The organism is Sphingomonas sp. P4_G2 (genome assembly GCF_056401155.1).
On the sequence record NZ_JBFUJY010000003.1, the window covers coordinates 120,938 to 146,340 of the forward strand.

Annotated in this window: 26 protein-coding genes; 15 read left to right on the forward strand and 11 right to left on the reverse strand. The window is 65.7% G+C overall.

The window, feature by feature from the left end:
* Positions 1 to 30 precede the first annotated feature (30 nt).
* From polA to nadB, 4 genes are all read right to left on the reverse strand, one after another.
* A complete protein-coding gene (gene polA / locus AC1DRD_RS10095; protein ID WP_478041285.1) occupies positions 31 to 2,814 on the reverse strand; it encodes a DNA polymerase I in 2,784 nt (927 codons plus the stop codon).
* A gap of 250 nt (positions 2,815 to 3,064) precedes the next feature.
* On the reverse strand, positions 3,065 to 3,757 hold the full coding sequence (locus AC1DRD_RS10100; RefSeq protein WP_478041286.1) for a 2OG-Fe(II) oxygenase: 693 nt from the start codon (positions 3,755 to 3,757) through the stop codon (positions 3,065 to 3,067).
* Between the two features lie 56 nt (positions 3,758 to 3,813).
* Positions 3,814 to 4,878, reverse strand: coding sequence for a class A beta-lactamase (gene bla, locus AC1DRD_RS10105; protein ID WP_478041287.1), 1,065 nt, complete (start codon positions 4,876 to 4,878; stop codon positions 3,814 to 3,816).
* 183 nt (positions 4,879 to 5,061) lie between these two features.
* Entirely contained in the window at positions 5,062 to 6,648 is a 1,587-nt protein-coding gene (gene nadB / locus AC1DRD_RS10110) for an L-aspartate oxidase (RefSeq protein WP_478041288.1), read from the reverse strand.
* Positions 6,649 to 6,743: 95 nt separating this feature from the next.
* Here nadB and AC1DRD_RS10115 point away from each other — a divergent pair, with 95 nt between their 5' ends.
* Complete coding sequence (locus AC1DRD_RS10115) at positions 6,744 to 7,166, forward strand: nuclear transport factor 2 family protein (protein WP_478041289.1); 423 nt, start codon at positions 6,744 to 6,746, stop codon at positions 7,164 to 7,166.
* Here the strand turns inward: AC1DRD_RS10115 and AC1DRD_RS10120 are convergent.
* Positions 7,163 to 8,089 carry an ABC transporter ATP-binding protein gene (locus AC1DRD_RS10120; protein ID WP_478032434.1) on the reverse strand — a complete coding sequence of 309 codons (927 nt, stop codon included), beginning with the start codon at positions 8,087 to 8,089 and terminating at the stop codon, positions 7,163 to 7,165. The two genes, AC1DRD_RS10115 and AC1DRD_RS10120, sit on opposite strands and share 4 nt — an antisense overlap.
* A gap of 86 nt (positions 8,090 to 8,175) precedes the next feature.
* On the opposite strand from AC1DRD_RS10120, the gene AC1DRD_RS10125 reads away from it, so the two are divergent.
* Positions 8,176 to 8,742, forward strand: a complete 567-nt coding sequence (locus AC1DRD_RS10125; RefSeq protein ID WP_478041290.1) for a hypothetical protein — start codon at positions 8,176 to 8,178, stop codon at positions 8,740 to 8,742.
* Here the strand turns inward: AC1DRD_RS10125 and AC1DRD_RS10130 are convergent.
* The gene (locus AC1DRD_RS10130) at positions 8,735 to 9,355 is read right to left on the reverse strand and encodes a hypothetical protein (protein WP_478041291.1); all 621 of its coding nucleotides are present in this window, start codon (positions 9,353 to 9,355) and stop codon (positions 8,735 to 8,737) included. The two genes, AC1DRD_RS10125 and AC1DRD_RS10130, sit on opposite strands and share 8 nt — an antisense overlap.
* An 84-nt stretch (positions 9,356 to 9,439) precedes the next feature.
* Here AC1DRD_RS10130 and AC1DRD_RS10135 point away from each other — a divergent pair, with 84 nt between their 5' ends.
* The 6 genes from AC1DRD_RS10135 (at position 9,440) to AC1DRD_RS10160 (ending at position 13,683) form a co-directional block, all read left to right on the forward strand.
* Entirely contained in the window at positions 9,440 to 9,673 is a 234-nt protein-coding gene (locus AC1DRD_RS10135; RefSeq protein ID WP_478032547.1) for a zinc-finger domain-containing protein, read from the forward strand.
* A 50-nt stretch (positions 9,674 to 9,723) separates the two neighbouring features.
* On the forward strand, positions 9,724 to 11,151 hold the full coding sequence (tldD, locus tag AC1DRD_RS10140; RefSeq protein WP_478041292.1) for a metalloprotease TldD: 1,428 nt from the start codon (positions 9,724 to 9,726) through the stop codon (positions 11,149 to 11,151).
* Positions 11,148 to 11,624 (forward strand): hypothetical protein, encoded by a 477-nt coding sequence (locus AC1DRD_RS10145; RefSeq protein WP_478041293.1) that lies wholly within the window; start codon positions 11,148 to 11,150, stop codon positions 11,622 to 11,624. Before tldD ends, AC1DRD_RS10145 begins: the two co-directional genes overlap by 4 nt.
* Entirely contained in the window at positions 11,621 to 12,124 is a 504-nt protein-coding gene (locus AC1DRD_RS10150; protein ID WP_478041294.1) for a CPBP family glutamic-type intramembrane protease, read from the forward strand. The genes AC1DRD_RS10145 and AC1DRD_RS10150 overlap by 4 nt, the downstream gene beginning before the upstream one ends.
* A gap of 90 nt (positions 12,125 to 12,214) precedes the next feature.
* Positions 12,215 to 12,742 carry a dihydrofolate reductase family protein gene (locus tag AC1DRD_RS10155; protein ID WP_478041295.1) on the forward strand — a complete coding sequence of 176 codons (528 nt, stop codon included), beginning with the start codon at positions 12,215 to 12,217 and terminating at the stop codon, positions 12,740 to 12,742.
* The gene (locus AC1DRD_RS10160) at positions 12,739 to 13,683 is read left to right on the forward strand and encodes a DUF5996 family protein (RefSeq protein ID WP_478041296.1); all 945 of its coding nucleotides are present in this window, start codon (positions 12,739 to 12,741) and stop codon (positions 13,681 to 13,683) included. Before AC1DRD_RS10155 ends, AC1DRD_RS10160 begins: the two co-directional genes overlap by 4 nt.
* Positions 13,684 to 13,716: 33 nt before the next feature.
* Here the strand turns inward: AC1DRD_RS10160 and AC1DRD_RS10165 are convergent, their stop codons facing one another.
* Positions 13,717 to 15,066, reverse strand: a complete 1,350-nt coding sequence (locus AC1DRD_RS10165; protein ID WP_478041297.1) for a DUF1552 domain-containing protein — start codon at positions 15,064 to 15,066, stop codon at positions 13,717 to 13,719.
* Between the two features lie 142 nt (positions 15,067 to 15,208).
* Here AC1DRD_RS10165 and AC1DRD_RS10170 point away from each other — a divergent pair, with 142 nt between their 5' ends.
* The 3 genes from AC1DRD_RS10170 (at position 15,209) to AC1DRD_RS10180 (ending at position 16,873) form a co-directional block, all read left to right on the forward strand.
* Positions 15,209 to 15,928 carry an AraC family transcriptional regulator gene (locus AC1DRD_RS10170; protein ID WP_478041298.1) on the forward strand — a complete coding sequence of 240 codons (720 nt, stop codon included), beginning with the start codon at positions 15,209 to 15,211 and terminating at the stop codon, positions 15,926 to 15,928.
* Between the two features lie 157 nt (positions 15,929 to 16,085).
* Positions 16,086 to 16,667, forward strand: a complete 582-nt coding sequence (locus AC1DRD_RS10175; protein WP_478041299.1) for a pyridoxamine 5'-phosphate oxidase family protein — start codon at positions 16,086 to 16,088, stop codon at positions 16,665 to 16,667.
* Positions 16,664 to 16,873 (forward strand): putative signal transducing protein, encoded by a 210-nt coding sequence (locus AC1DRD_RS10180; protein ID WP_478041300.1) that lies wholly within the window; start codon positions 16,664 to 16,666, stop codon positions 16,871 to 16,873. The genes AC1DRD_RS10175 and AC1DRD_RS10180 overlap by 4 nt, the downstream gene beginning before the upstream one ends.
* Here the strand turns inward: AC1DRD_RS10180 and AC1DRD_RS10185 are convergent.
* A complete protein-coding gene (locus AC1DRD_RS10185) occupies positions 16,851 to 17,903 on the reverse strand; it encodes a hypothetical protein (protein ID WP_478041301.1) in 1,053 nt (350 codons plus the stop codon). The genes AC1DRD_RS10180 and AC1DRD_RS10185 overlap by 23 nt on opposite strands.
* 87 nt (positions 17,904 to 17,990) lie before the next feature.
* Between AC1DRD_RS10185 and AC1DRD_RS10190 the strand changes: the two genes are divergently transcribed.
* Together AC1DRD_RS10190 and AC1DRD_RS10195 are read left to right on the forward strand one after the other, a co-directional pair.
* Positions 17,991 to 18,329, forward strand: a complete 339-nt coding sequence (locus AC1DRD_RS10190) for a P-II family nitrogen regulator (RefSeq protein ID WP_478032421.1) — start codon at positions 17,991 to 17,993, stop codon at positions 18,327 to 18,329.
* 13 nt (positions 18,330 to 18,342) lie between these two features.
* Positions 18,343 to 19,821 carry an ammonium transporter gene (locus AC1DRD_RS10195; protein ID WP_478041302.1) on the forward strand — a complete coding sequence of 493 codons (1,479 nt, stop codon included), beginning with the start codon at positions 18,343 to 18,345 and terminating at the stop codon, positions 19,819 to 19,821.
* Positions 19,822 to 20,129: 308 nt separating this feature from the next.
* Here AC1DRD_RS10195 and AC1DRD_RS10200 read toward each other — a convergent pair whose 3' ends face one another.
* Genes AC1DRD_RS10200 through AC1DRD_RS10210 form a run of 3 tightly spaced genes read right to left on the reverse strand, consistent with a single transcriptional unit; the run spans position 20,130 to position 22,418 of the window.
* Positions 20,130 to 21,656, reverse strand: coding sequence for a tryptophan halogenase family protein (locus tag AC1DRD_RS10200; RefSeq protein WP_478041303.1), 1,527 nt, complete (start codon positions 21,654 to 21,656; stop codon positions 20,130 to 20,132).
* Positions 21,657 to 21,674: 18 nt separating this feature from the next.
* On the reverse strand, positions 21,675 to 22,166 hold the full coding sequence (locus AC1DRD_RS10205) for a PIN domain-containing protein (protein WP_478041304.1): 492 nt from the start codon (positions 22,164 to 22,166) through the stop codon (positions 21,675 to 21,677).
* Positions 22,167 to 22,418, reverse strand: a complete 252-nt coding sequence (locus AC1DRD_RS10210; RefSeq protein ID WP_478041305.1) for a type II toxin-antitoxin system Phd/YefM family antitoxin — start codon at positions 22,416 to 22,418, stop codon at positions 22,167 to 22,169.
* Positions 22,419 to 22,629: 211 nt separating this feature from the next.
* On the opposite strand from AC1DRD_RS10210, the gene AC1DRD_RS10215 reads away from it, so the two are divergent.
* Both AC1DRD_RS10215 and AC1DRD_RS10220 read left to right on the forward strand, forming a co-directional pair.
* Positions 22,630 to 24,024, forward strand: a complete 1,395-nt coding sequence (locus tag AC1DRD_RS10215) for a cation:proton antiporter (protein WP_478041306.1) — start codon at positions 22,630 to 22,632, stop codon at positions 24,022 to 24,024.
* A gap of 5 nt (positions 24,025 to 24,029) precedes the next feature.
* Positions 24,030 to 25,253, forward strand: coding sequence for an alginate export family protein (locus AC1DRD_RS10220; RefSeq protein WP_478041307.1), 1,224 nt, complete (start codon positions 24,030 to 24,032; stop codon positions 25,251 to 25,253).
* The last annotated feature ends 150 nt before the right edge of the window (positions 25,254 to 25,403 follow it).

The following is a 25,403-nucleotide window of genomic DNA, read 5'->3' on the forward strand; positions in this document are numbered from 1 at the left end:
CAACCATGCGTCCGGCAAGCGCGGAATCGATCAATGCGCGGCGCCCCAGCTGGCGCCGGTGCCAATCTCGACCGCGAGCGGCACCGACAGCGGCACGGCCGGCTCCGCCGCCGTCGCCATGACGCGTTCGATCACCGGCTTGGCCGCCTCGACCTCGCTCTCGGGCACTTCGAACACGAGTTCGTCATGGACCTGGAGCAGCATCTTCGTGCCGGTCAGACCGGCATCGGCCAAAGCCGGCCCCATCCGCGCCATCGCGCGCTTGATGATGTCGGCGCTGGTACCCTGGATCGGCGCGTTGATCGCGGCGCGTTCGGCGCCCTGGCGGACGTGCTGGATCGGCGCACGGATCTGCGGGAACCAGGTCTTCCGACCGAACAGGGTCTCGGTATAGCCCTTTTGCCGCACGCCCTCGAGCGTCTCGTTGATATAGGAGGAGATGCCGGGGAAGCGGTCGAAATAGCGCGAGATCATCGCCTGCGCTTCCTCCGCGTCGATCTCCAGCCGGGCGGCGAGGCCCCAGCGCGAAATGCCGTAGAGGATGGCGAAATTGATCGTCTTGGCGCGGCCGCGCGTATCGCGATTGACCTCGCCGAACAGCTCCTTGGCGGTCGCGGCGTGAATGTCCTCGCCGCGCAGGAAGGCATCGCGGAGCGGCGGCACGTCGGCCATGTGCGCCGCCAGCCTGAGCTCGATCTGCGAATAGTCGGCCGCCAGAATGACGTTGCCCGGTTCCGCAACGAAGGCGTCGCGGATCTGCCGGCCGATCTCGGTGCGGATCGGGATGTTCTGGAGGTTGGGGTCGGTCGAGGACAGCCGCCCGGTCTGCGCGCCGGTCAGCGAATAGCTGGTGTGGACGCGCCCGGTGTCGCGATCGATCTGCTGCTGCAGCGCGTCGGTATAGGTCGATTTGAGCTTCGACAGCTGGCGCCAGTCGAGCACCAGCCCGGCGATCGCCACGCCCTCGGCCTTCATCTTCTCGAGCACAGTGACGTCGGTCGAATAGGCGCCCGACTTGCCTTTCTTGCCGCCCTTCAATCCCATCTTGTCGAACAGGATCGCGCCGAGCTGCTGGGTCGATCCGATCTGGAACGGCTGCCCGGCCTCGGCCTGGATCTCTTCCTCCAGCCGCGCCATTTCCTGCGCGAAGCGGCTCGACAGGCGCGACAGCTGGTCGCGATCGACCTTGATCCCGGCGCGCTCCATCGCGGCGACGACCGGGATGATCGGGCGATCGACCATTTCGTACACGCGCGTCGCGCCTTCATACGCCAATCGCGGCTTGAACCGCGTCCATAGCCGCCAGGTCACGTCGGCATCCTCGCCGCCATAGCGCGTCGCCTGGTCGAGCGGCACCTGGGCGAAGCTGATCGCTTTCTTGCCGCTGCCGGTCACGTCCTTAAAGCTGATGCAGCTATGTTCGAGCACGGCATGCGCCACCTCGTCCATGCCGTGGCCGCTGAGCGACTGGCCGGCATCGAGGTCGAAGCTCATCACCATCGTATCGTCGATCGGCGAGACCGGCAGGCCGTGGCGGATCAGCACGTTGATGTCGTATTTGATATTGTGCCCGATCTTGAGCACGCCGGGCGCGGTGAACAGCGGCTTGAGGCGGCTCACCACCTCGGCCAGCGGCAGCTGCGGCGGGACTTCGCCGAACATGTCGTCGCTGCTCTTGTGTCCGATCGGGATGTAGCAGGCGCGTCCCGGCGCGGTGGCGAGGCAGATGCCGACCAGATTGGCCGCCATGCTGTCGAGCGAATCGGTTTCGGTGTCGATCGCGATCGTGCCGCTGGCATGGCTTTCGGCGATCCACGCCTCGAGCCGGTCGATACTCGTCACGGTTTCATAAGCGTCGCAATTGACCGGCGGCAGCTCGATGAAATCGGGCGTGACCGGCCCGGCCGTCGCGACCGCCGCGGCGACCGGATCGGGCTGCTCGCGGCCCGGCGCGTGCGCCGCCATCCGCGACAGCAAGGTCTTGAATCCCTGATCCTCGAGGAACGCGCGCAACGGCTCGGGCGGGATGCCCTCGAGCTTGAGCTCGTCCAGCGTGTGCGGCACCGCGGTATTGGTGTGCAGCGCGACCAGCTTGCGCGACAGCCGGGCCATTTCCTCATGCTCGATCAGGTTGTCGCGCATCTTGCTGGGCTTCATGCCCGGTGCGGCGGCCAGCACCGCGTCGAGATTGTCGAATTCGACGATCAGCTTGGCCGCGGTCTTGGCGCCGATGCCAGGCACGCCGGGGACGTTGTCGACCGCATCGCCCATCAGCGCCAGCACGTCGCCCAATTGGTCTGGGCGCACGCCGAACTTGGTCTCGACATATTCCGGGCCGCGGCGTTCGTTCTTCATCGTGTCGAGCATGTCGACGCCCGGCTGGATGAGCTGCATCAGGTCCTTGTCGGAACTGACGATGGTCACGTCCCACCCGGCCTCGACCGCGCGGCAGGTATAAGTGGCGATGATGTCGTCGGCCTCGAACCCCTCTTCCTCGATGCACGGCAGCGAGAAAGCGCGGGTCGCCTCGCGGATCAGCGGGAATTGCGGGATCAGATCCTCGGGCGGCGGCGGACGCTGCGCCTTGTATTTGTCGTAGAGGTCGTTGCGGAACGTGTGCGACCCCTTGTCGAGCACGACCGCGAGGTGCGTCGGCCCCTCCGCCTTGTCGAGCGCATCGGCGAGCTTCCACAGCATCGCCGTATAGCCATAGACCGCGCCCGCCGGCGTGCCATGGCGGTTCGTCAGCGGAGGAAGCTGGTGATAGGCGCGGAAGATATAGCCCGAGCCGTCGACGAGATAGAGATGAGGCATCGTCGGAGGAGATAGCGTGGCGCACGCGTAGGAACAAATGGTTAGGTTGGCGGAGGGCATTCGCTAACCGGGGTGTGGCGGACAAGCCATCCTTGTCTCCGCCGTCACCCCGGGTTTGTGCCGGGGTCCACCGGGAGGCGAACGCGAGGCAAGCGGTTCCAGCCCCGAGATCGAGGCACTATGGACCCCGGCACAAGGCCGGGGTGACGCTGGAGAGGGTGCGAGGAGGGCCCCTTTTCCAAGGCTGCAACTAAGCCGCGTCGTGGAAGATGATCCCCAGCGTATGCCGCCGCCCCGACCGCAACGTGCTGACGCCATGACGCATCACCACGCGATAGTCGCCCCGCGTGCCCGCGACCGGCCGATGGTTGACCGCGAACACCACCGCGTCGCCCTGGCTCAACGGCACCACCTCGACTCGCGACTGCATACGCGGCCGCTGTTCGGTCAGAACGAAGTCGCCGCCGGCGAAATCCTCGCCCGGCCGCGACAGCAGGATCGCGACCTGGAGCGGGAAGACGTGCTCGCCGTACAGATCCTGATGCAGGCAATTATAATCGCCGGGCCCGTAGCGCAGCAGCAGCGGCGTCGGCCGCGTCTGGCCCGCTTCGTGGCACCGCGCGAGGAAATCCGCATGCTTGGCGGGAAAGCGCGCCGGCAGGCCGAGCCGTTCGTGCCAGCGATTGGCGATCGGCGCGAGGCGCGGATAGAGCGCGGCGCGCAACCCGGCGACCGGATCGGGCAGCGGATAGCGATAGTAACGATATTCGCCGCGCCCGAAGCCATGGCGCGCCATTACCACATGGCTGCGGAACTGCGCCGGCTGGTCATAGCCGGCGGCAATCCGCACGCAGCTGTCGGTGTCGAGCAGGCCAGGCAGGATCGCCCAGCCGCGCGCGTCAAGCTCGCCGGCGAGCGTCGTCCAATCGTGATCGTTGTTCATGGAACAGCCCATAGGGCGCGGCCTTGCCGGACCGCGCCCCGGGGATTGCGGTCAAATCACCAATGGTGGTTGGTCACCACGCCCAGCACGACCGCCTGCATCAATTGCTGGCGCTCGGGGATGGTCTTGGGCGTGTCGCCAATCATCACGGCGATGGCATAGGCCTTGCCATTGGGCGCGATCAGGAAACCGACATCGTTATAGCCCGCGGTCCGTCCGCTGAAGTCCTGACCGGTCCCGGTCTTGTGCCCGAAGGTCCAGCCTTCCGGAACCGCGCCGCGCAGGCGCGCGCGCCCGGTGCGCGACGATTCCATCGTCGCCATCAGATATTGGGTCGAATTCGGCGAGAGCAAGTCGCCCTTCTTGAGACGGGCGAGCGCGGTGACGATCGCGCGCGGTGCGGCGCCGTCGGGCGGATCGGCGACATAGCGTTCGAACGCGTCCATCCGGGTCGAGGCGGGGATTTTCGCGCGCGCCGCTTCGAACGAGCGGCCGGTCGAATATTGCGGCTTCCATTCGAGCCCGGCGGTGAAGCTCTGCAACAGGCGCTCGCCGGGACCGAAGCGGATATCGGCGATCCCCTTCTTGGTCAGGAAGGCGCGCACCGCGGTCGGCCCGCCGGCAAGCCGCAACAGACAATCATTGGCGGTATTGTCGCTCTGCGTCAGCGCGCGCTGCAGCAGCTCACCGACGGTGGTCTTGTAGCCGTCGTCCTTGACCAATGCCGCGATCGGCTGGTGGAACAGCGTCAGATCGTCCTTGCGCACCGTATAGGGATCGTCGAGCGTCAATTTGCCCTGATCGCGCAGGTCGAGCACGGTCATCGCCACCCACAGCTTCGACACGCTCTGCTGCGGCAATTTCAGGTCGCCGTTCGAGGTGACCGTCCAGCCATCGTCGATGCTCATCACCGCGATGCCGACCTTGCCGCCGAAATCGCGAGTCAGCGAGGGCACCAACGCGGTCAGCGCCGCGGGCGCCAGCACTGCCGGCCTGGCCGTCGGGATCGGCTGCACCACTTCGCGCGGCGGCGCATACGCCACCGGCGGCGCGAAGCTGCGCGAGACCCTGCCGGACTGACTGTCGGAGACGCAGCCCGCAATCGCGAGGCCTACGATCACACCAAACGCTATCTTACCAATACGCTGCACAGAAAGACCCATGACCCCCGCCCGTGTTTTTCTCGACGATGAGAGTATCGCAGGAAAACGGTTGCGGAATCCCTGATATAGGGTCTCCGCGATGAACCGCACCTGAAAAGCGGCGGAGCGAGCAACCAACCCGCTGAGAATCCGTGAAATACCTTAAGGGACCAATACGGTGTCGACCGCCACCGGCAAAGTTTCGGGATAATCGAGCGTGTAATGGAGCCCGCGTGATTCGTGGCGATGGAGCGCCGAGCGCACGATCAGGTCAGATGTCTGGAGCAGATTTCTGAGCTCGATCAGGTCCGGCGTCACCCGGAAATGGCCGTAATAATCCTCGATCTCGCCGGTCAGCATCTTGATCCGGTGCGCGGCACGTTCGAGCCTTTTGGTGGTGCGGACGATACCGACATAATTCCACATGAAGCGGCGGATCTCGGTCCAGTTCTGCTTGATCACCACCTCTTCGTCCGAATCGGTCACGCGGCTTTCGTCCCATGGCCGGATCGCGGGCGGTGGCGGCAGATCGTCCCAATGCGTGTTGATGTGCCGGGCACAGGCCTCACCGAACACGAAGCATTCGAGCAGCGAGTTGGACGCCAGGCGATTGGCCCCGTGCAGCCCCGATTCGGTGCATTCGCCGGCGGCATAAAGATGCGGCAGATCGGTGCGGCCATCGAGATCGATCACGATCCCGCCGCAGGTATAATGCTGCGCCGGCACGACCGGGATCGGCTCCCTGGTCATGTCGATGCCGAGGCCCTTGAGCTTCTCATAGATCGTCGGGAAATGATGGGTGACGAACTCGGCGCCCATATGGCTGATGTCGAGATGGACGTAATCGAGGCCGAGCCGCTTGATTTCATGGTCGATCGCGCGCGCCACGATATCGCGCGGCGCGAGTTCGGCGCGCGGATCGAAATCGGGCATGAAGCGATAGCCGGTGTCGGGGATCTTGAGCTGTCCGCCCTCGCCGCGCACCGCCTCGGTGATCAGGAAGTTCTTGACGTCGAGATTGTACAGGCAGGTCGGGTGGAACTGCATCATCTCCATGTTCGAGATGCGGCAGCCGGCGCGCCACGCCATCGCGATACCGTCGCCGGTCGCGCCGCGCGGCGCGGTCGAGAACAGATAGGTCCGCCCCGCCCCGCCGGTCGCCAGGATCGTCGCATTGGCGGTGAACAATTCGACCCGCCCGGTCGCGCGGTTGACCGCATAGACGCCCCAGATATTGCCCGCGCCCGAATAGCGCTGCTCATGCTTCGAGGTGGCGAGGTCGACCACCACCATGTCGGGGACCAATGTGATATTGTCGTGCGCCTGGGCTGCGTGGAGCAACGCCTCTTGAACGGCCCAGCCGGTGGCGTCGTTGACATGGACGATGCGGCGATGGCTGTGCCCGCCTTCGCGCGTCAGATGGAGGTCGCCGCCTTCCTTGTTGAACGGCACGCCCAATTCGATCAGCCGCTCGATCGCGCGCGGCGCGTTCTCGACGACGAATTCGACGGTCTTGCGGTCGTTGAGCCCCGCGCCGGCGATCATCGTATCCTCGATATGGCTGTCGAACGTGTCGCCCGGCTCGAGCACCGCGGCGATCCCGCCCTGCGCCCAGGCAGTCGACCCCTCGGCCAGCCCGCCCTTGGCAAGCACAGTGACGCGAAAACGGTCGGCAAGGTTGAGCGCGGCGGTGAGCCCGGCGGCGCCGGAGCCGATGATCAGGACGTCGGACGTATGCGGGTCGGTCACATGGGTCTCCGCTGCGGAATAAACCGGCCTAGTCGCGGAACGGGCGCTTTTGCAAATTCCGCCGCGTGATACAGTCGGCCGGTGAGGAGAGGGTGATGGGGGATCCGGCACAGGAAGTGGAGCGCGCCGCGACTCGCTGGATGCAGGCATGGGTGACGCTTGACCGCGCGATACTCGAAGACAGCCTGGCTCAGGATTTCACCCTCACCGTTTCGGCTTTTCCAACGCGCCCGATGGCGCGGCAGACATGGCTGGCGACCTGCGACCGCTATCGCTGTTCGCGCTTCGCCTATCGCGACGTCCAGGTCCGCGCGATCGGAGAAGGCCTCGCGGTGATGTCCTCGATCGCCGAGCAGGAGGCGGAGCTCGATGGTCACGACCGGTCGGGCGCGTTCTGGCTGACCGACCTTTGGCGCCTTGAGAGCGACGGCGCATGGCGTGTCTTCGCGCGGTTCAGCAGCTATCCCGAGCCGGGTCGCGCCTCGGCCGAGGCCCTCGCCGCCTTGCAAAACACTTAGGCCAGGTTCGACGCCCGTGTCAGATTGAGGAACACATCCTCGAGATCGGGCTCCTTGGTCGAGACGTCGATGATCGCGAACCCGTCCTTCTGCACCGCATCGAGCACCTGGCCGGCATTGGCGAGATCCTTGCGATAGGTGATTTCGAGCACGCGATCGCCCTTCAGCTCGACCTTCTGGAAGCAGCTCGCCTGCGGCGCCGTCGCGATGTCGCGGTCGACGGTCACCGCGACGACCTTTTCCTGCGCCATGCCGATCAGGTCGCGGGTCGGCTCGTTGGCGATCACCTTGCCATGGTTGATGATCGCGATGCGGTCGCACAATTGCTCGGCTTCCTCGAGATAATGCGTCGTCAGTACGATCGTCACGCCGCGCTCGTTGAGCTGGCGGACATAAGCCCAGAGTTGCTGGCGGAGTTCGACGTCGACACCCGCGGTCGGTTCGTCGAGCACCAGCACGGGCGGCGAATGGACCATCGCCTTGGCCACCATCAACCGGCGCTTCATGCCCCCCGACAAAGTGCGCGAATAAGCCTTGGCCTTGTCCTCGAGGTGCACCGCGCGGAGCAATTCCATCGAGATGCGCTTGTTCTTGGGGACGCCGTACAGCCCGGCGGTGATCTCCAGCGTCTCGAGCGGGGTGAAGAAGGGATCGAAGGTGATCTCCTGGTTGACGATCCCGATCGAATATTTGGCGTTGCGCGGATGCTCGTCGATATCGAAGCCCCAGATCTCCGCCTTGCCACCGGTCTTGTTGACCAGCCCGGCGAGGATGTTGATCAGGGTCGACTTGCCCGCGCCATTCGGCCCGAGCAGCCCGAACACCGACCCGCGCGGCACCTCGAAGCTGACCCCGTCCAGGGCTTGCTTGCCCCCCGCATAGGTCTTGCAAAGCTGGTCGATTACGATCGCGGCGTCGGTCATAGCCGGGACTTAGGCGCGCGAACCCGCTCCGCCAAGCCTCGGCGCTGCTATGCCCGCGCAATCGTTGCGCCTAGAGCATTCCCAGAATGAGCGCCTTCGTCCTCGCCGACCCCGGCATCGCCATGGCATTGCTGACCGGGCGCAAGACCGAGATGCGCGTGCCGACGCACAGCCCGCTGGCCTCGGTCGCGCCCGGCGATCGCATCCAGGTGCGCGAGGCATGCATCCCGGCGCGGATCGTCGGCGGCAAGCTCCACGCGACTGGCCGCCGCCGCGCGGAGCTGGTGGTGTTCGCCGACGGCTGGCGGCAATATCGCGACGGCCGCCACGAGCGCGGGCGGCGCCCGACCGACAGCTACAGCCAGTGGATCGGCGCGATGTACATGCCCGCCTGGGCAACCCGGCTGACACTGGCAGTGGTCTCCGTGCGGCCGGGACGATTGCGCGAGATGACTCGAATGGAGGCGCGGGCGGAAGGCGCGATTCCCCAGCTTGCCGGCCTGCTGTGGCGCTGGCCCGGCTCGGTCGGGGGCCGGTATCTCGACCCGCGCCGGGCGTTTCGGGCGTATTGGGACATGCTTCATGCGCCCGGCGACCACTGGGCGGACGATCCCGAAGTCGTGACGATGGCCTTCGCCGTCGAACTCAGTTGACTGCCGGGGTAGCCAAGGCGGGGGCGATGCTTAGCGTCTGTTCGGTGGTGACCGACGTACCGGCCACCTTGTCGGTCACGGTCGCGACGACGCGATAATCGCCGAACGGCCCTTCCGAATCGACGCCGTAACCGAGCGCGCCGTCGCCGATCATCGGCTTCTTGGGATCGGTCGGCGCGGCCTTGTTCCACACCACGACGCCTTTGTTATCCTCGTTGACCGTGCCGTCGGGCCGATTGATCACGAAATCGGCGACGATGTCGCACTTGCCGTCGGCATCGGCCTTGCAGCCGCGGAAGATCAACATGGTGAAGAGCGGCTTGTCGGCGACCGTGCGGGTGGTTTCGTTCTTGGCGCCCTCGCCGATCTTCCAGGCGGCGATGAACGCCGCGGCGTCGGCCGCAGCGACCTGCATGACGCCAAACCCGTCCTTTTCCGAGATGTTGAGCGCCGGCGGCGGGAGTTTGGTCCTCGCCTTCGGCTTTGCTTTGGCCTTGGCGGCGGGCTTGCCCGGCGCCGGCTTGGCGGCGGACTTGGTCGCGGCTTGGGGAACGGCGGCGGCCGGGACCGCCACGATCAAAGCGGCGATCGCCGCAAGCTTTACAAGGATCATGGCCTTATCGTGCGTCGCGGGGTCGGGCTTGGCAAGGCAGCAGGAGAGATTGATGCGCTCGCCGCGCCTTGCTATCGCGCCAGCATGATCGCACCGCCCGAAACCATCCGCGTCTCCCATCCCCGCGTCGCCTGCGACGGCGCGACCGACATTCCGGGCGGCGCTGCCCTGGGCCATCCGCGCGTATTCCTGCAGATCGACGAAGCCGGCTATGTCGATTGCGGCTATTGCGACCGCCGCTTCGTGCTGATCGGCGGCCCGGCCGATGGCGCCGACCAGAGCGAACTTCCGGACCATCCGGCGGGGGCTTCACTTTAAGGCCAACGCAGCAGCGTGACACTGGCCGATGCCTGCCTATATTGGCCGACATGACCAGTCCCGCCGACCCCCGCCAGTTCCTGTACCGTGACCAGCTCGACCCAGAAGAGGCCAAAAGGCTGACCGCGACGGCGCTCGACCATGCCGATGATGGCGAGCTCTATCTGCAATATGCCCGGTCCGAAGCCTTCGGGTTCGACGACGGGCGGCTGAAGACCGCGAGCTACGACACGCATTCGGGATTCGGCCTGCGCGCGGTGTCGGGCGAGACCACTGCCTTTGCCCATGCAAACGAGATCAGCGCGGCCGCCATCCTGCGCGCGTCGGAGACGATGGCGCTGATCGCCCCCTCGACCGGCCCCAAGGCGCCGCCGCCCCAGCACACCAACCGGCACCTCTATACCGATGCCGATCCGCTCGATCTGATCCCGTTCGCCGACAAGGTGAACCTGTGCCAGACGATCGACGCCGCCGCGCGCGCCCGCGATCCGCGCGTCGCCCAGGTCTCGGTCGGCCTGTCGGGGTCGTGGAACGTGATCGAAGTGGTCCGTCCCGACGGTTTCACCGCAACCGATGTGCGCCCTTTGGTCCGCCTCAACGTCTCGATCGTGGTCGAGCATAATGGCCGCCGCGAGACCGGTACCTTCGGGATCGGCGGGCGCTATCTCTACGAGTCGCTGTTCGAACCCGCGACCTGGAACCGGGCGATCGACGAGGCGCTGGCCCAGGCCCTGGTCAATCTCGACTCGGTCGCCGCTCCGGCCGGCGAGATGACCGTCTTGCTCGGGCCGGGCTGGCCGGGCGTGCTGCTCCACGAGGCGATCGGGCACGGGCTCGAAGGCGATTTCAACCGCAAGGGCACCAGCGCCTTTTCCGGCCGGATCGGCGAGCGCGTCGCGGCGCCGGGCGTCACCGTGGTCGACGACGGATCGATCAACGCGCGGCGCGGATCGCTGTCGATCGACGACGAAGGCACGCCGACGCGCGAGAATATCCTGATCGAGGACGGTATCCTCAAGGGCTATATCCACGATCGCCTCAACGCCCGGCTGATGGGCGTCGAGCCGACCGGCAACGGCCGCCGCGAATCGTTCGCGCACGCGCCGATGCCGCGCATGACCAACACCTTCATGAAGGGCGGCAAGGATGATCCCGCCGAGCTGCTCAGCCGGGTCAAGAAAGGCATTTTCGCCAAATCGTTCGGCGGCGGACAGGTCGACATCGTGTCGGGCAAGTTCGTGTTCAGCTGTACCGAGGCCTATCTGATCGAGAACGGCAAATTGGGCGCGCCGATCAAGGGCGCGACGCTGATCGGCGACGGGCCGAGCGTGCTGACCAAGGTGACCGGCATCGGCAACGACTTCGCGCTCGACGAAGGCGTCGGCATGTGCGGCAAGGGCGGGCAGAGCGTGCCGGCGGGCGTCGGCCAGCCGACCTTGCTGGTGTCCGGGCTGACGGTCGGCGGCACCGCGATGTGAGGATCGACGTCGCGACGATCCTCGACGCGCCTGCCGAGTGGGTGTGGGACGAAGTCCGCAAGCCCGCGGCACTGGATCATGTCGCGGCACCGCTCCAGGCGTTTGTGCCGATCGACCCCGCCGTTCCGCCCGCGCGCTGGGAAACCGGCCGCTATCTCTACCGGCTGATGCTGTTCGGGCGCATCCCGATCGGCACGCAATATATCGGCATCGAATTTCCGCCCGATCGCGGCGACGGCGTGCTCAGGATGCGCGACAATGGCAGCGGCGACCGCATCCGCATGTGGGACCACATGATCGAGATCAGGCCACGCGCCGACGGCCGCACCGATTATCGCGACACGGTCGAGATCCACGCCGGGCTGGGCACCTTCACCGCCTGGCTGTTCGCGCTGGTCTTCTACCGCCATCGTCAGCGGCGCTGGCGCGCCCTGGCCGCGCGTGGCTTCGACTATGGAAATGGCGCGGCGTGATCGTCGAAGCGCGGCGCCGGTTGGGGAAGGCGCTGCGGCTACCCGATCGCGACGGCTGGTGGGGGGCGTCGCTAATCGCGATGGGCGGGGTGGCGATCATCGCCACCGTCGCGATCGCCACCGGCCTCGCACGGTTCGACCCGATGCCGTTTGGCTGGACGTGGCTGCTTCAGGCTGCCTTGCTGGTCATCGTGCCGAGCCTGGGCGAGGAAATCCTGTTCCGCGGCCTGATCGTGCCGCCGCGCGACCGGCCGATGTCCATGCCGGCAGGAATCGGCGCCGTTGCCGCATTCATCCTCTGGCATCCCCTTCAGGCGGTGACGATCGGGCCGCCGTGGCGCGCAACCTTCCTCGACCCCGCCTTCCTGACCATCGTCGCGATATTGGGCACCACGTTGGTCTGGATGTATCGCCGGAGCGGCAGCATCTGGCCCGGCGTGATCGTGCATTGGCTGGTTGTGGCAGGATGGAAGCTGATCTTCGGCGGCCCGATCGGATGACCGCATCGGTCGGAGGGCTTACCGCGGATCGCGCGACACTGTACCCCCTGCCATATCAGGGATGGCGAGCACGGGGCAGCGGAGGTGACGATGACAGCATCGGTTTTTGTCGGCGCCAGCGTGGATGGGTTCATCGCGCGCGCCGATGGCGGGCTCGACTGGCTGCCCGCGGGCGGCGGCGAACCGCATGGCTATGACGAATTCATGGCCGGCGTCGACGCGATCGTGATCGGCCGCAACACGTTCGAGATCGTGCTCGGCTTCGATCCCTGGCCCTATGGCGACAAGCGCGTGGTCGTGCTGAGCAGCCGCCCGCTCGATTTGTCGGTGGTGCGCGGCGGCCGGGTCGAGCAACGGGCCGGCGATCCCGCCACGATCATCGCCGACCTCGCCGCCGACGGGGTGGCCAATCTCTATATCGACGGCGGGATCACGATTCAGCGCTTTCTGCGCGCGGGGGTGATCGAGCGCCTTATCGTTACCCGCGTTCCGGTGCTGATCGGTGAGGGAATTCCGCTGTTCGGGTCGCTCGATCGCGACATCCGCCTCAGCCACATTGCGACCCGCTCCTATCCGAGCGGGCTGGTGCAAAGCGAATACAGGATCGGCCAGCCATGAGCAGTGACGGAGACGACTGGCCGCAGCTCGATTGGCCCGCCTGGCGCGAGACCGCAATCGGGCTGCAATTGCGCGCGCAGATCGTCGGCAAGGTGCGGCTCGCGCTGACGCCGTGGCTCAACCATAGCTGGCACGTCCCCTTCTATCTGACCGCGCGCGGCTGGACGACATCGGCGATCCCGTGCGGGAGCCGCATCCTGCAGATCGACTTCGATCTGATCGGGGATGCGGTGACATTCGCGACCAGCGATGGCGGGATGCGATCGATCCCGCTGGCGGCGGGAACGATTGCCGACTTCCATGCCGAGGTCGTGGCCGCGCTCGAGGCCTTGGGCGCCGCATCGGATTTCGACGGCAGCCCGAGCGAGATGCCCGGCTATCCGCGCTTCGCCGAGGATCGCGAGCAGCGACCCTACGACGCCGAGGCGGTGCGCGATTTCTGGCGCGCGCTGATCCAGGTGCGTCGCGTCTTCTACCAGTTCCGCACCGGCTTCCTCGGCAAGGCGAGCCCGATCCATTTGTTCTGGGGCAGCTTCGACCTCGCCGCGACACGCTTTTCGGGCCGCGCCGCACCGAAACATCCCGGCGGCATGCCGGGCCTGCCCGATGACGTCGCCTGCGAGGCGTACAGCCATGAGGAAGCCAGCGTCGGCTTCTGGCCGGGCAGCGACGCCTTCCCGCACGCGGCTTTCTACGCTTATGCCTATCCCGAGCCCGCCGGCTATGCGGAGGCGCGAGTCGCACCCGAACAGGCCGCGTGGAACGCCGACATGCGCGAGTTCATCCTGCCCTACGCCGCGGTTCGCGCCGCGCCCGATCCGGACGCGGCGTTGCTCGCTTTCTGCCAATCGACCTATGACGCCGCCGCCGATCTGGCGGCGTGGGACCGCGATGCCCTCGAATGCCCGCTCGGCCACCCGCGGGTGCCGCGCATGGTCTGACCGGCCTGCATTTGTCGCCGTCCGCCGTCCGAATCAGACCGCCAGGACGCCGCCGCTATCGCCGACCCGCCTGACCGGCACATCGAGCAGGCCGAGCGTCGTCCGCAGCAGATTGGCGAAAGGCGTCCCGGGCGCGCAGACCATATGTCGCCCTCCCGCCAAGGCGCCGTCGGCGTGGCCCGCCAGGAAAACCGGCAGGAAGTCATGGGCGTGGACATGCGAATCGCCCATCGGGCTGCCGTAAAGCACCAGCGACCGATCGAGCAGGTTCGCTTCTCCGTCGCCGGTCCGTTCGAGACCCGCGATCAAGTCGGCGACCCGGCCGACGTGGAACGCGTTCAGCCGCGCATAGGCGTCGATCCGCTCGGTCTCCTGGCGATGGTGAGAAGCCGCGTGGAACGGCGTCGTCACGCCGCTTTCGGGATAGATGCGCTGGCTGCGATCCAGCCCGAGCTTGATCGTCGCGACACGGGTCAGGTCGCTCGCAAACGCCAGCCGCACCAGATCGCCGAGAATGCGCACATGTTCGGAGAATGTGGGCGGATCGCCCGTCCGGCCGCTCGGATCGGCATGCGTCGCGATCTCGAAATCGCGAATCCGCCGCTCGAGATCGCGAATGTCGTCGAGATGCGCGATGAGCCGTTGGCGATCCTCGCCGCCAAGATCGCCTTGCAGCCGCCGCGCGGGATCGATCAGGGTATCGAGAATGCTGGCGCCGTTCGCGGCACCGCCGCGACCTGCGCCGAACAGCTTGGCGAATACCTTGCCCGGCGACACTTCCGGCAGGGCCGGCATATGCGCGTCTGCCCAGCTGATGGCGTGGCGATAGGCGGGACTATAGCCTTGCGGCCAGATCGGATCGGGCGGCTCGTTGAGGCTCTCGACGGTCAGTTCGAGCGAACCGACCCGCGTCTTGCCCCGGAGCGACCGCGCGAAGATCTGGTCGATCGACGCGCCCGCATGGATCTTGCCTTCGGCGCTTCGTACCGGATGCGCGCCGGTCAGGAAGGCGGCGGACGAGCGCGCATGATCGACCCCATCGCCATCCTCGGCGGGCGACAGCGATCCGGCGGGGCGCAATTCGGTATTGCTGACGATCGTCACCTGCTCGCGAAACGGCGCCAGCGCCGCGAGGCTCGGCGTCAACGCGAACCCGCACCCGTCGGCGGCAGGCGACCAGAGATTGCGCGCGCGGCCATAAACGGTACTGCCCGCCGCGCCGTGCACCATCTCGATCGCGAGCAATCGCGGTTGCCTCGGCCGACGGCGCGCCGCCGCCGTCGCGCTGAGCGGGACCATGGCATGCAGGAACGGCAAGGCCACTGCCGCGCCCATCCCGCACAGCATGGTCCGGCGCGGCAATACGCCTCGAACAACCGACATCATCGACTCCTTCCGACGCGGTTCGTCGGCACCGGGGCGATGCTACGCTTTTCCCTTCGGCAATCTTTCGATAAATCGACAATCGATGTCGAATGATCGCCAATCGTCGCTCGGAGCCGAGAGAGCCGGACGGGAAGCGGCGGTGACGAGCTTCGCGCGGGATTATGCATCGGGCGATACGATCGCGACGCACGCACACGACCGCGATCAATTGGTCTATGCCTCGTCGGGCGTCATGACCGTGCGCACCGCGGAAGGGACCTGGGTTACGCCGCCGCATCGCGCGGTCTGGATTCCCGCCGGCATTCCCCATGCCATCGCCATGTCGGGTCAGGTCGCCATGCGGACGCTCTATTTCCGGCCCGCGCGCATTCCTGGGCTGCCGCGCAAATGCTGCGTCGTCGGCGTCCCCAACCTCGTCAAGGAGCTCATCCTGCACGCCTGCGCGCATGGCGCCGACCGCCATGTCGGCGCGCTCCTCGCGCATCAATTGCGCGCCTTGCCGACGCTCGCACTCGAACTGCCGATGCCGTCCGACGTCAGGGCGCGGCGCGTGGCCGAACGGCTCGCCGTCGCGCCGGGTGCCGAAACTCAATTGGCATCCCTCTGCCGCGACGCGGGGGCGAGCCGTCGGACGATCGAACGGCTCTTTCTGGCAGAAACGGGCCTTTCGCTCGGCCGCTGGCGCCAGCAATCGCGCCTGATGCACGCGGTTCGTTCGCTCGGCGGCGGGGAGAGCGTCACCGCGGTCGCGCTCGACGCCGGCTACAGCACGCCGAGCGCGTTCACCGTCGCCTTTCACAAGGCGTTCGGGGCCACGCCGACGGCCTATTTCGCTGCGCCTGATCGGGGCACGCGCTAGAGGGGCCGGGGCGGAATCCGGCGCACTCATCGGCCGGGCCGATCGGATGCGGCTGCTGCGAATGGTCTAGACCGCCACCCCAGCGAAAGCTGGGGTCTCATGCAATCATATGATACGGCTTGAGATCCCAGCTTTCGCTGGGATGACAGGATAGAGAATGGCCGAATTCTTCGATGCGCTGAGCGACCAGCATATCGCCTTCGTCGAGCGTCAGCCTGTGTTCTTCGTCGCCACCGCCGCGGCGGATGCGCGCGTCAACCTCAGCCCCAAGGGAATGGATTCGTTCCGCGTCCTGTCCCCCAATCGCGTCGCCTATCTCGACGTCCAGGGGTCGGGCAACGAGACCAATGCGCATCTGATCGCCGATGGGCGCATCACGATCATGTTCTGCGCGTTCGACAATCCCACGCTGATCCTGCGCCTCTACGGCCACGGCCGCCCGGTGCTGCCGCAGGACGCCGACTGGAATGAGCATGCCCGGCCTTTCGACCTGCTCCCCGGCACGCGGCAGATCTTCGTCATCGAGATCGATCAGGTCCAGACCAGCTGCGGCTGGGGCGTCCCGCATATGAGCTTCGAGCGCGAGCGTGACACGCTGAGCAAATATCACCGCCAATATGGCGAGGAGGTGCGCCAGGCCAAATATGCGGTGCGGCTGAAGAGCATCGACGGCCTGCCGGTGCGAAATCCGACGATGGGACCGCCCCCGAACCAGCAGCAGGAACAACAACAGCAATGAGCCTGGTCGAACTCGGCGGTTATTCCTACCCCGAAGCGCATATCATCGTCGGCCGGCTCGAATCCGAAGGCATTCCGGCGATCACCTTCGACGCCGGCACGCATATGGCCGAGGGGTCGTTCCGGCTGATCCCGGTGCGAGTAATGGTCGATGAGGACGATCTGGCGCTGGCGCAGCGGCTGCTCAAAGAGTGGTCGACCGTGTAAATTGTTTGGGTGTGGGGCTGAATCGAGGAGGTAAAAGTATTCCGCGTTTGATTTGAGGCGGCTCGACCAACGTTGGCTTGATCATTTGGTCGAGCACGTAGTTCAGTTCAAAAATTGCGTGCTTGGCCGTCTCGTGAGGCGCTGACCCCTCAGATAATCCGGCCATGTAGTTCAAACGGCGCTGGGCTTCAGTAAGGCGCTCCTTGCTGGTGGTGGCGAAGTTGATGAAGCCGCCGACGGGGGTGGAGGGCGTAGGCGCAAAGCCGTAGGCAACAATCAGTCCGTATCGATAAAATTTGTGAACGACGGTCGAGTAGTGGGTATCGACCGGAAAGGCGTCAGCAACGTCGGTAGCCGACAACCAGATCGTCAGTACGAGCGTCTCGGCTCTTGGGTTGTATCTCCCCAGGCTGACAATTTGATCGCATGGCTGCCGATCTAGAATGCGCGCCCGCGTAGGGTCGCCGACGAGCCTTGAATATATTGGCTGGAAATTGCCATTCTTGACCGCGTGAGTGAGATTGAAAAGGTCGTTGCGCCGGCCGTCCACGAATTCCTGGGTCAGGTGCACGGTAACGGCGTTTGTCTCTGATTTCTCGCTGACATGGATCGTATGCTTCATGGTTAGCACTTCGACCAGCGTGCCGTTCAACGACAATTTAGTCCCCTCTCCTCCAGTGGTGACAATCAGACGCCCATCTCGGACTTCGCGAACGGAGAACACGCGCCTGAGTTGTCCATCTATCTCCACTACAAATCGTGTTTGGGGCTTCCGAGCCATGGCAAGCGACGACCGTTCTGAAATGTTCTCTAAGGGGGAGACAGTGGCACGGCGCGCGACGGCGCTAAAGTAGATGCCCACAGCATCGCTGCAACCACACGCCAAAAACTTGCGACGAAGCGAAGCGGGACGGAAAGTAGGCTTGGTTATGCTTAGTTGGCGTGCCCAGAAAATGGGCAGGCGATTCTGCCTGAAAAATAAGCACGCCTTCGCGGCTGCACAAATTTTAACGCCTCCGTAATATTTCATTGCGCGATTCCGCTTGTAAACACGTTAAATCGACTCTGGCACGCCCCTTGCGAGGCAGCATTCCGGGACAAAACGGAAAGGGGCGCGATGAAACTCGTCATTGCCATCATCAAACCGTTCAAGCTCGACGAGGTGCGTGAAGCACTGTCGGGCGTGGGCGTCGCGGGTATGACCGTGACCGAGGTGAAGGGGTTCGGCCGACAAAAGGGCCAGACCGAGATTTACCGCGGTGCCGAATACAGCACGAACATGGTGCCGAAGATCAAGATCGAGGTCGCCTGCGCCACCGACATGGCGGGCGCAGTGATCGAGGCGATCCAGGCATCCGCCAACACCGGCGCCATCGGCGACGGCAAGATCTTCGTGCTCGACGTCGGTCAGGCGGTGCGCATCCGCACCGGCGAAACCGATGACAGTGCTCTCTGAGATGGGGGGAATGATGAAACAATCGACCAAGATGCTGGCCGGATTGGGAGCCGTGGGCGTTGCTGCGCTGATGTGCCACCCGGCCTTTGCCCAGGCCGTGGCCGCTGCGCCCGCGCCTGCCGCCACACCTGCCATTGCCACGCCGTCGCTCGCCAATATGAACAAGGGCGACAATACCTGGATGCTGGTGTCGACCCTGCTGGTGCTGATGATGTCGGTACCCGGCCTGGCCTTGTTCTATGGCGGCCTGGTCCGCACCAAGAACATGCTGTCGGTGCTGACCCAGGTGCTGATGATCGTCTGCATGGTCGGCCTGATCTGGGTGTGCTGGGGCTATTCGGAGACGTTCACGACGTACAGCCCATTCGTCGGCAATCCCTTCACCAAATTGTTCCTGAAGGGCGTCGATGCCAATGCCGCCGCGGCGACCTTCTCGAACGGCGTCTATATTCCGGAACTGACCTACGTCCTGTTCCAGATGACGTTCGCGATGATCACCCCGGCCTTGTTCGTCGGATCGGTGGCGGAGCGGATCAAATTCTCGCCGCTGATGCTGTTCGTCGCGCTATGGGCGACCTTCATCTATTTCCCGATCGCGCACATGGTCTGGTATTGGGACGGGCCCGACGCCCTCGCTGCCGCCGCGCTCAAGGGCAAGGACGCGCTCGCCGCCGTCACCGGTGAATCGGGATATCTCTACAACAAGGGGGCGCTCGACTTCGCCGGCGGCACCGTCGTCCACATCAACGCCGGTATCACCGGCCTGGTGATGTGCCTGTTGCTCGGCAAGCGTCTCGGCTATCCGAACGAGCCGATGCCGCCGCACTCGCTGACCATGACCATGATCGGCGCGTCGCTGCTGTGGGTGGGCTGGTTCGGCTTCAACGCCGGCTCGAACCTCGAAGCGTCGTCGATCGCCTCGGTTGCCTTCATGAACACGATGATCGCCACCGCCGCTGCCGGCATGAGCTGGCTGCTGACCGAACAGATCGTGCGCGGCAAGCCGTCGTTGCTCGGTGCCGCCTCGGGTGTCGTCGCCGGCCTGGTCGCCGTCACCCCGGCCTCGGGTTATGCCGGCACGATGGGCTCGGTGATCCTCGGCCTGATGGTCTCGCCGATCTGCTTCTTCTTCGTCAGCTACGTGAAGTCGAAGTTCAAATATGACGACTCGCTCGACGTGTTCGGCGTCCACTGCATCGGCGGTATCACCGGCGCGCTGATGACCGGCATCCTCGCCAATCCGACGCTGGGTGGTCAGGGCGTTGCCGACTATACGACCAAGCCTGGCACGTTGATCGTGGCACCCTATGACTGGGTCGCCCAGTTGTGGATCCAGGCCCAGGCCGTCGGGCTCACGCTCGTCTGGTCGGGCGTCGGCGCCGCCATCCTCTACGTCATCATCGACAAGCTCTGGGGCTTCCGGGTCTCCGAAGAAGTCGAGCGGGAAGGCCTCGACATCGCCGAGCATGGCGAGCGGGCTTACCACTACTGACAAGATCGGGGCGCCGGTCGATCCGGCGCCCCCACGATGTTCCTCCTGCGGACGACCTGGGCCGGTGACGAAAGTCACCGGCCCTCTTTTCAAGCTTCAAATGCAAATGCATTTGAAGCGCAGCCCCGGCGAAGGCCGGGGCCTCGTGCGTCAGGCAATGTCCTTCGTCACACCCGGGCTCGTCCCGGGGTCCACCGTGTCGCTCCGCCAACGGCCGATGGTGCGCGGGACGGTGGATGCCGGCACAAGGCCGGCATGACGGGTAAGCCGAGTGTGATCAGCCCTGACCTCCCTTCCGAGGAGGGGAATCAGCCCTGATTGATCTGCCGGATCAGCTCGCGATGCGACGGCAGGTCGTCGACCGCCTGATCGCCGAAATGCCGGATGCGGGCGAACACGGTCGCCGCGCGGCGATTGTCCGGCATGCCGCCCCCGGGCGGATCGGTGCGAAAGCCCATGCCGTAGAGAATGTACTGATAGTTGAAATAGGCGAAGGTCTCGACGTCGAGCATGAAGTCGAACCGGCTGGGCGGGCGCGAGCGCCAGCGATCGAGCATCTCCTTGAGCGCGTCGGGGATCGAACTCGGGTCGGCATTGTCGCGCCAGAACGGCTCATCGCGCCGGCTGAGGCAATAATGCAGCTTGAGGAAGTTGACGATATTGTCGAACCGCGCGGTCATCAGCGCATTGAAGCGATCCGCCGAGGCGTCAACCGGCCCGCTCGGCGGGAGCAGTTCGGCGATCATCGCCGCCGCGGCTTCGATCAGCACGATCCCGGTCGATTCGAGCGGCTCGAGGAAGCCCGCCGCCATCCCCACCGCGACGCAATTGCCGACCCATTGCCGCCGGCGATAGCCCGGATCGAAGGCAATCAGCCGGGCGTCGGCGGCAAGCTCGGCCCGGCCGACATAACCGCCCAGCACGTCGCGGGCGCGCGCCTCGTCGACATGGTCGCTCGAATAGACCGAACCGACCCCGCGCAAGTCGCGCAGGCCGATGTCCCAGATCCAGCCGCTCTCATGCGCGGCGGCGATGGTATAGCTGGGCAGCGGCGCGTCCGGGTCGCCACGCGGCACCCGGCAGGCAAGCGCACGGTCGGTGAACAGATAGCGGCGCACCGAGACGAACGGCTCGTCCAGCGCCTTGCCGATCAGTTCGGCGCGCAGGCCGGTGCAATCGACGAACAGATCGGCGGTCAGCATCCCCGAGCGTTCGAAGTCGAGCCCGGCGATCATGCCCTGATCGTCCAGGGTCGCGCCGAGCAGGCGATCCTCGACATGCGCCACCCCCAGCGACCGCGCGCGATCGGCGAGCAGCCGCGCCAGCGCCGCCGCGTCGAAATGATAAGCGTAATTGAGCGGGGCAGCGAACCCATCCTCCTCGGCACGCTTGGGTCCGCGGCGATCCTCGGCGACGCGGTGCTGGATCGTCACCGCCTCGGCAAAGGGCGGGCGCGTCGCCTCATCCTCGGCCAGCCAGAGCGACACCAGGCTCGCGTCGGGCGCGTAAAGCGGCGCTTCGAACGGGTGGAAATAATGATCGTGCGCGCCCGGCGCCGGGGTGCGCACCCAGTCGTCGAACCGGACGCCTTGCTTGAACGTCGCGCCGGTCGCCCGGATGAAATCGCGTTCGTCGATATCGAGGAATTGCAGCGTGGTGCGGATCGTCGGGAACGCGCCTTCGCCAACCCCGACGATGCCGATATCGGGCGATTCGACCAAGGTGATCGACAGATCGGAGCGATTGGCGATGTCGAGGAACTTGGCAAGATAGGCAGCCGTCAGCCAGCCTGCGGTGCCGCCGCCGACGATCAGGATGCTGCGCTTTCCCTCCATATTCCTTCGCTACCGTCCTTAACTGCGCACGAACAGGCCCTTGATCCACGCCGGCGCCGCACGCGATGCCTGGCGCCAGTCGCCGTCCCCGGCATCGGCAACGTAGCGCGACGGGTCGAACGTCTTGACCCGTCCCGCCTTGAACGCACGCGGCCGCAAGGTCGCCAGGGCCAGGCCGTGTTCGAGCGCGGTGGCGGCGAGCAGCCCGTCGCGCTGATCGGCATAGTCGAGCACGGCGGCGCGGCGGATGATCGCGGCGTCGATCGCCAGCACGCGCCCGTCGAACGCGCGCGCCACCTGATCGTCGAGCCAGGTGCGCCACAAGGCGCCCGCCGCGCGATCCTTGCGCGCGGTGCGGGCGGCGATGCCCTCGAGTTCGTGCAGCGTGATCGCCGAGATGAACAGGCTCTGCGGCGCAACCCCGGAGGCCCAGGCGCTCAGCGCGGCGTCGGCTCGCCCGCTGCGCGCGTCGCGCAGCGCGACCACCACCGGCGTGTCGAGCAAGTGCATTCAGCGCTCGCCATCGCGATGGCGCCAGGGATCGGCGCGCACCGGCAGGTCGTCGGCCGGGGCGGGCGCATTGGGCGCCGCGAGCAGGTCAACGATCGTCTCGCTCTGGCCCGACAGCCGCCGGAACGCCTCCATGCTCATCAGCACATGCGTCGGCCGCCCGCGGTCAGTGACGAACAGCGGTTCGAATCGCGCCAGTCGCTTCGCCTGGCTGACGTCCTGATTGAATTCGCGGCTGGAAACGACTCGCATTTTTGGGTGCTCGCTCGGCCTGATTGGGCGACTGATTATGTAGGTACGTTACTACGTTGTAGCACACTCGCAACACTTTTCCCCTGGCGGTCGAAAAAGTGACAGCGCCGACCGGCAAGCGCGCAAAAAGCCCATTGCTAACGTTACCAATCGGCTTTCCCTTGCCCGTGACATGGCCCGCTCAGGGTCGGAATGGGGATGGGGAAAGCGCATGCCGCAGCAAGGTGTGATCGACAGTCTGATATCGACGGTAACGGGAATCCTGGCGCCGCATGGCCCGGCGGTAGGGGCGATCGCCAAGAGCTATACGCCGGGCGATTTCAGCGTGCATTTCTTCCTGCAGCTGGCGGTGATCCTGCTCGCGTGCCGCGTCGTCGGCTGGGCGGGGCAGAAATTGCTCGGCCAGCCGCAAGTGGTGGGCGAGATGATCGCCGGCGTCATCCTCGGGCCGTCGCTACTCGGGCTGCTATTCCCCGATTTCCAGCTCGCTCTGTTCCCCAAGGAAACGCGCAACGTGCTCTATGCCGGCGCGCAGCTCGGCGTCGGGCTGTACATGTTCATGGTCGGGCTGACGCTCAACCTCGAGCATTTCAAAGCGAAGGCGAAGAGCGCGGCCGGGGTGTCGGCGGCGGGCATCGTCGTGCCGTTCCTGCTCGCCGCGCTGATCACGCCGATGCTGCTGACCGTGCCGGGGTTGTTCGCGCCGGGGATCAGCAACGCCAATGCGACCCTGTTCATGGGCGCGTGCATCGCGTTGACCGCCTTCCCGATGCTCGCGCGCATCATCAACGAGCGTGGCCTCGCCAATTCATCGCTCGGCACCTTGTCGCTGACCGCAGGCGCGTTCGACGATGCCACGTCCTGGTGCGTGCTGGCGGTCGTGCTCGCAACGTTCGGGGCGGGCCCCGGGGTCGCGGTGCTCGCGATCGGCGGTGCCGTGATCTACACCGCGTTCATGCTGCTTTACGGCCGCCGCCTGCTCGCGCCGCTGGGCCGCGCGGTCGAGGCGCGCGGCGAGATGACGACCACGGTGCTCGCGATCACCATGATGCTGTTCTGCCTGTCGGCGTTCGTGATGGACGCGATCGGCATCCATGCGATCTTCGGCGGCTTCCTGCTCGGCGTCTGCATGCCGCGCGGCCTCTTCGTCGAGGAATTGAAGCGCAAGGTCGAGCCGCTCGCGGTCGTTCTGCTGCTGCCGATGTTCTTCACCTATTCGGGGCTCAACACCCGGATGGACATGGTCAATTCGGTCGAGCTGGTGCTGATCGCGCTCGGCGTGCTGGCGGTGTCGATCCTGGCCAAGTTCGGCGCCTGCTGGGCGGCGGCGCGGCTGTCGGGCGAGGATAACCGCACCGCGCTCGGTATCGGCGCGCTGATGAACTCGCGCGGGCTGATGGAACTGATCATCATCAATATCGGGCTGCAAAAGGGCATTATCGGCCCGACTTTGTTCTCGATGCTGGTGCTGATGGCGATCGTCACGACGATGATGGCCGGGCCGCTGTTCGAGATCGTCTATGGCCGCAAGGCGCGGGCCGATGGTGAGCTCGGCGCGCTGAACACGCCCGAGCGCGGCGCCCTGGTGATCGACGCGGCCGAGTAACCAGGATGCATCGTCACACCTTGCGGGCGCTCGCGCTCGTCGCCACCGGCTTGGCCGCGTCCGGCGCGCAGGCCCAGGACATCACGCTCAAGCCGCTGATCGACGCGCGACTGCGTTACGAACATGTCGATCAGGACGGCATCGCCGACAGCGCCGACGCCGTGACGCTCCGGATCCGCAGCGGCATCCAGGCGAGCACCGGGCCGTTCAGCGCGCTGGTCGAGGCGGAGGGCAATATTCCCTTCACCACCAGCTATAATGACGGGTTCAACGGCCGCGCGCTGCCGACCGTACCCGATCCCGGCAATATCGAGCTCAACCGCGCGCAGCTGAGCTACGTCGACAAAGGATTGAAGCTGACCGCCGGGCGCCAGGTTCTCGACGTCGCCGACCAGCGCTTCGTCGGCCCGGCGGTGTGGCGGCAGAACGAGCAGACGTTCGACGCCGTGCGCGTGCAATATTCGGGGCTGGGCGGCCTGAAGGGCCTGACCGTCGATGCGGCTTATTCCTGGTCGGTGCGCACGGTGAACGGCATCCAGGGCACGCCCACGCGACCGCAATCGATCGGCGGCGACAATTACTTCGGGACCATTGGCTACGCGACGCCGGTCGGGACGCTGTCGGGCTTCGCCTATCTGGTCGACCAGGATTCGACGTCGCTGTCGGGCTTCCGCCTGTCGAGCCAGACTTATGGCGTGCGTTTCGCCGGCAGCCGGCCGCTCGGCAAAAACCTGAAGCTCGGCTACACCGCGAGCTATGCGCGGCAGAGCGACTATGCGCGCAATCCCAACCATTATGCCGCCAATTACTGGCTGGGCGAAGCGAGCCTGGCGGGCAAGGTGCTGAGCGCGACGGCAGGCTACGAAGTGCTCGGCGCCGACAAGGGCGTCGCGCTGACCAGCGTGCAGACCCCGCTCGCCTCGTTCTTCAAGTTCCAGGGCTGGGACAGCAAATTCACCACCACCCCGCCCAACGGCTTGCGTGATGCTTATGCGACGCTCGGCGCCAATTGGAAGGGTCGGGGCTGGGTGGCGGGCTATGGCCTCGGCGCGACGTATCACCATTTCGACAGCGACCGGTTGTCGCTCCATTATGGCGACGAACTCGATCTGATCGCCTCGGCCAAGGTCAAGCGCTACATGCTTGCCGCACGCTTCGCGCATTATCGCGCGGACGCCTTCGCGACCGATACCGACAAGGTGTTTCTGACGGTCGACTGGGTGTACTGAGTTTTCCTCCCCTCCCTGAAAGGGAGGGGATCAAGGGGTGGGTTTAGCGTCAGGCGAGGCTCGATGCCTCGCCTGACGCTGTTTGCCCGTGGACGAATGAGTCTTTTTGGGCGCGCAGACGCGCGCACCCACCCCCAACCCCTCCCTTTC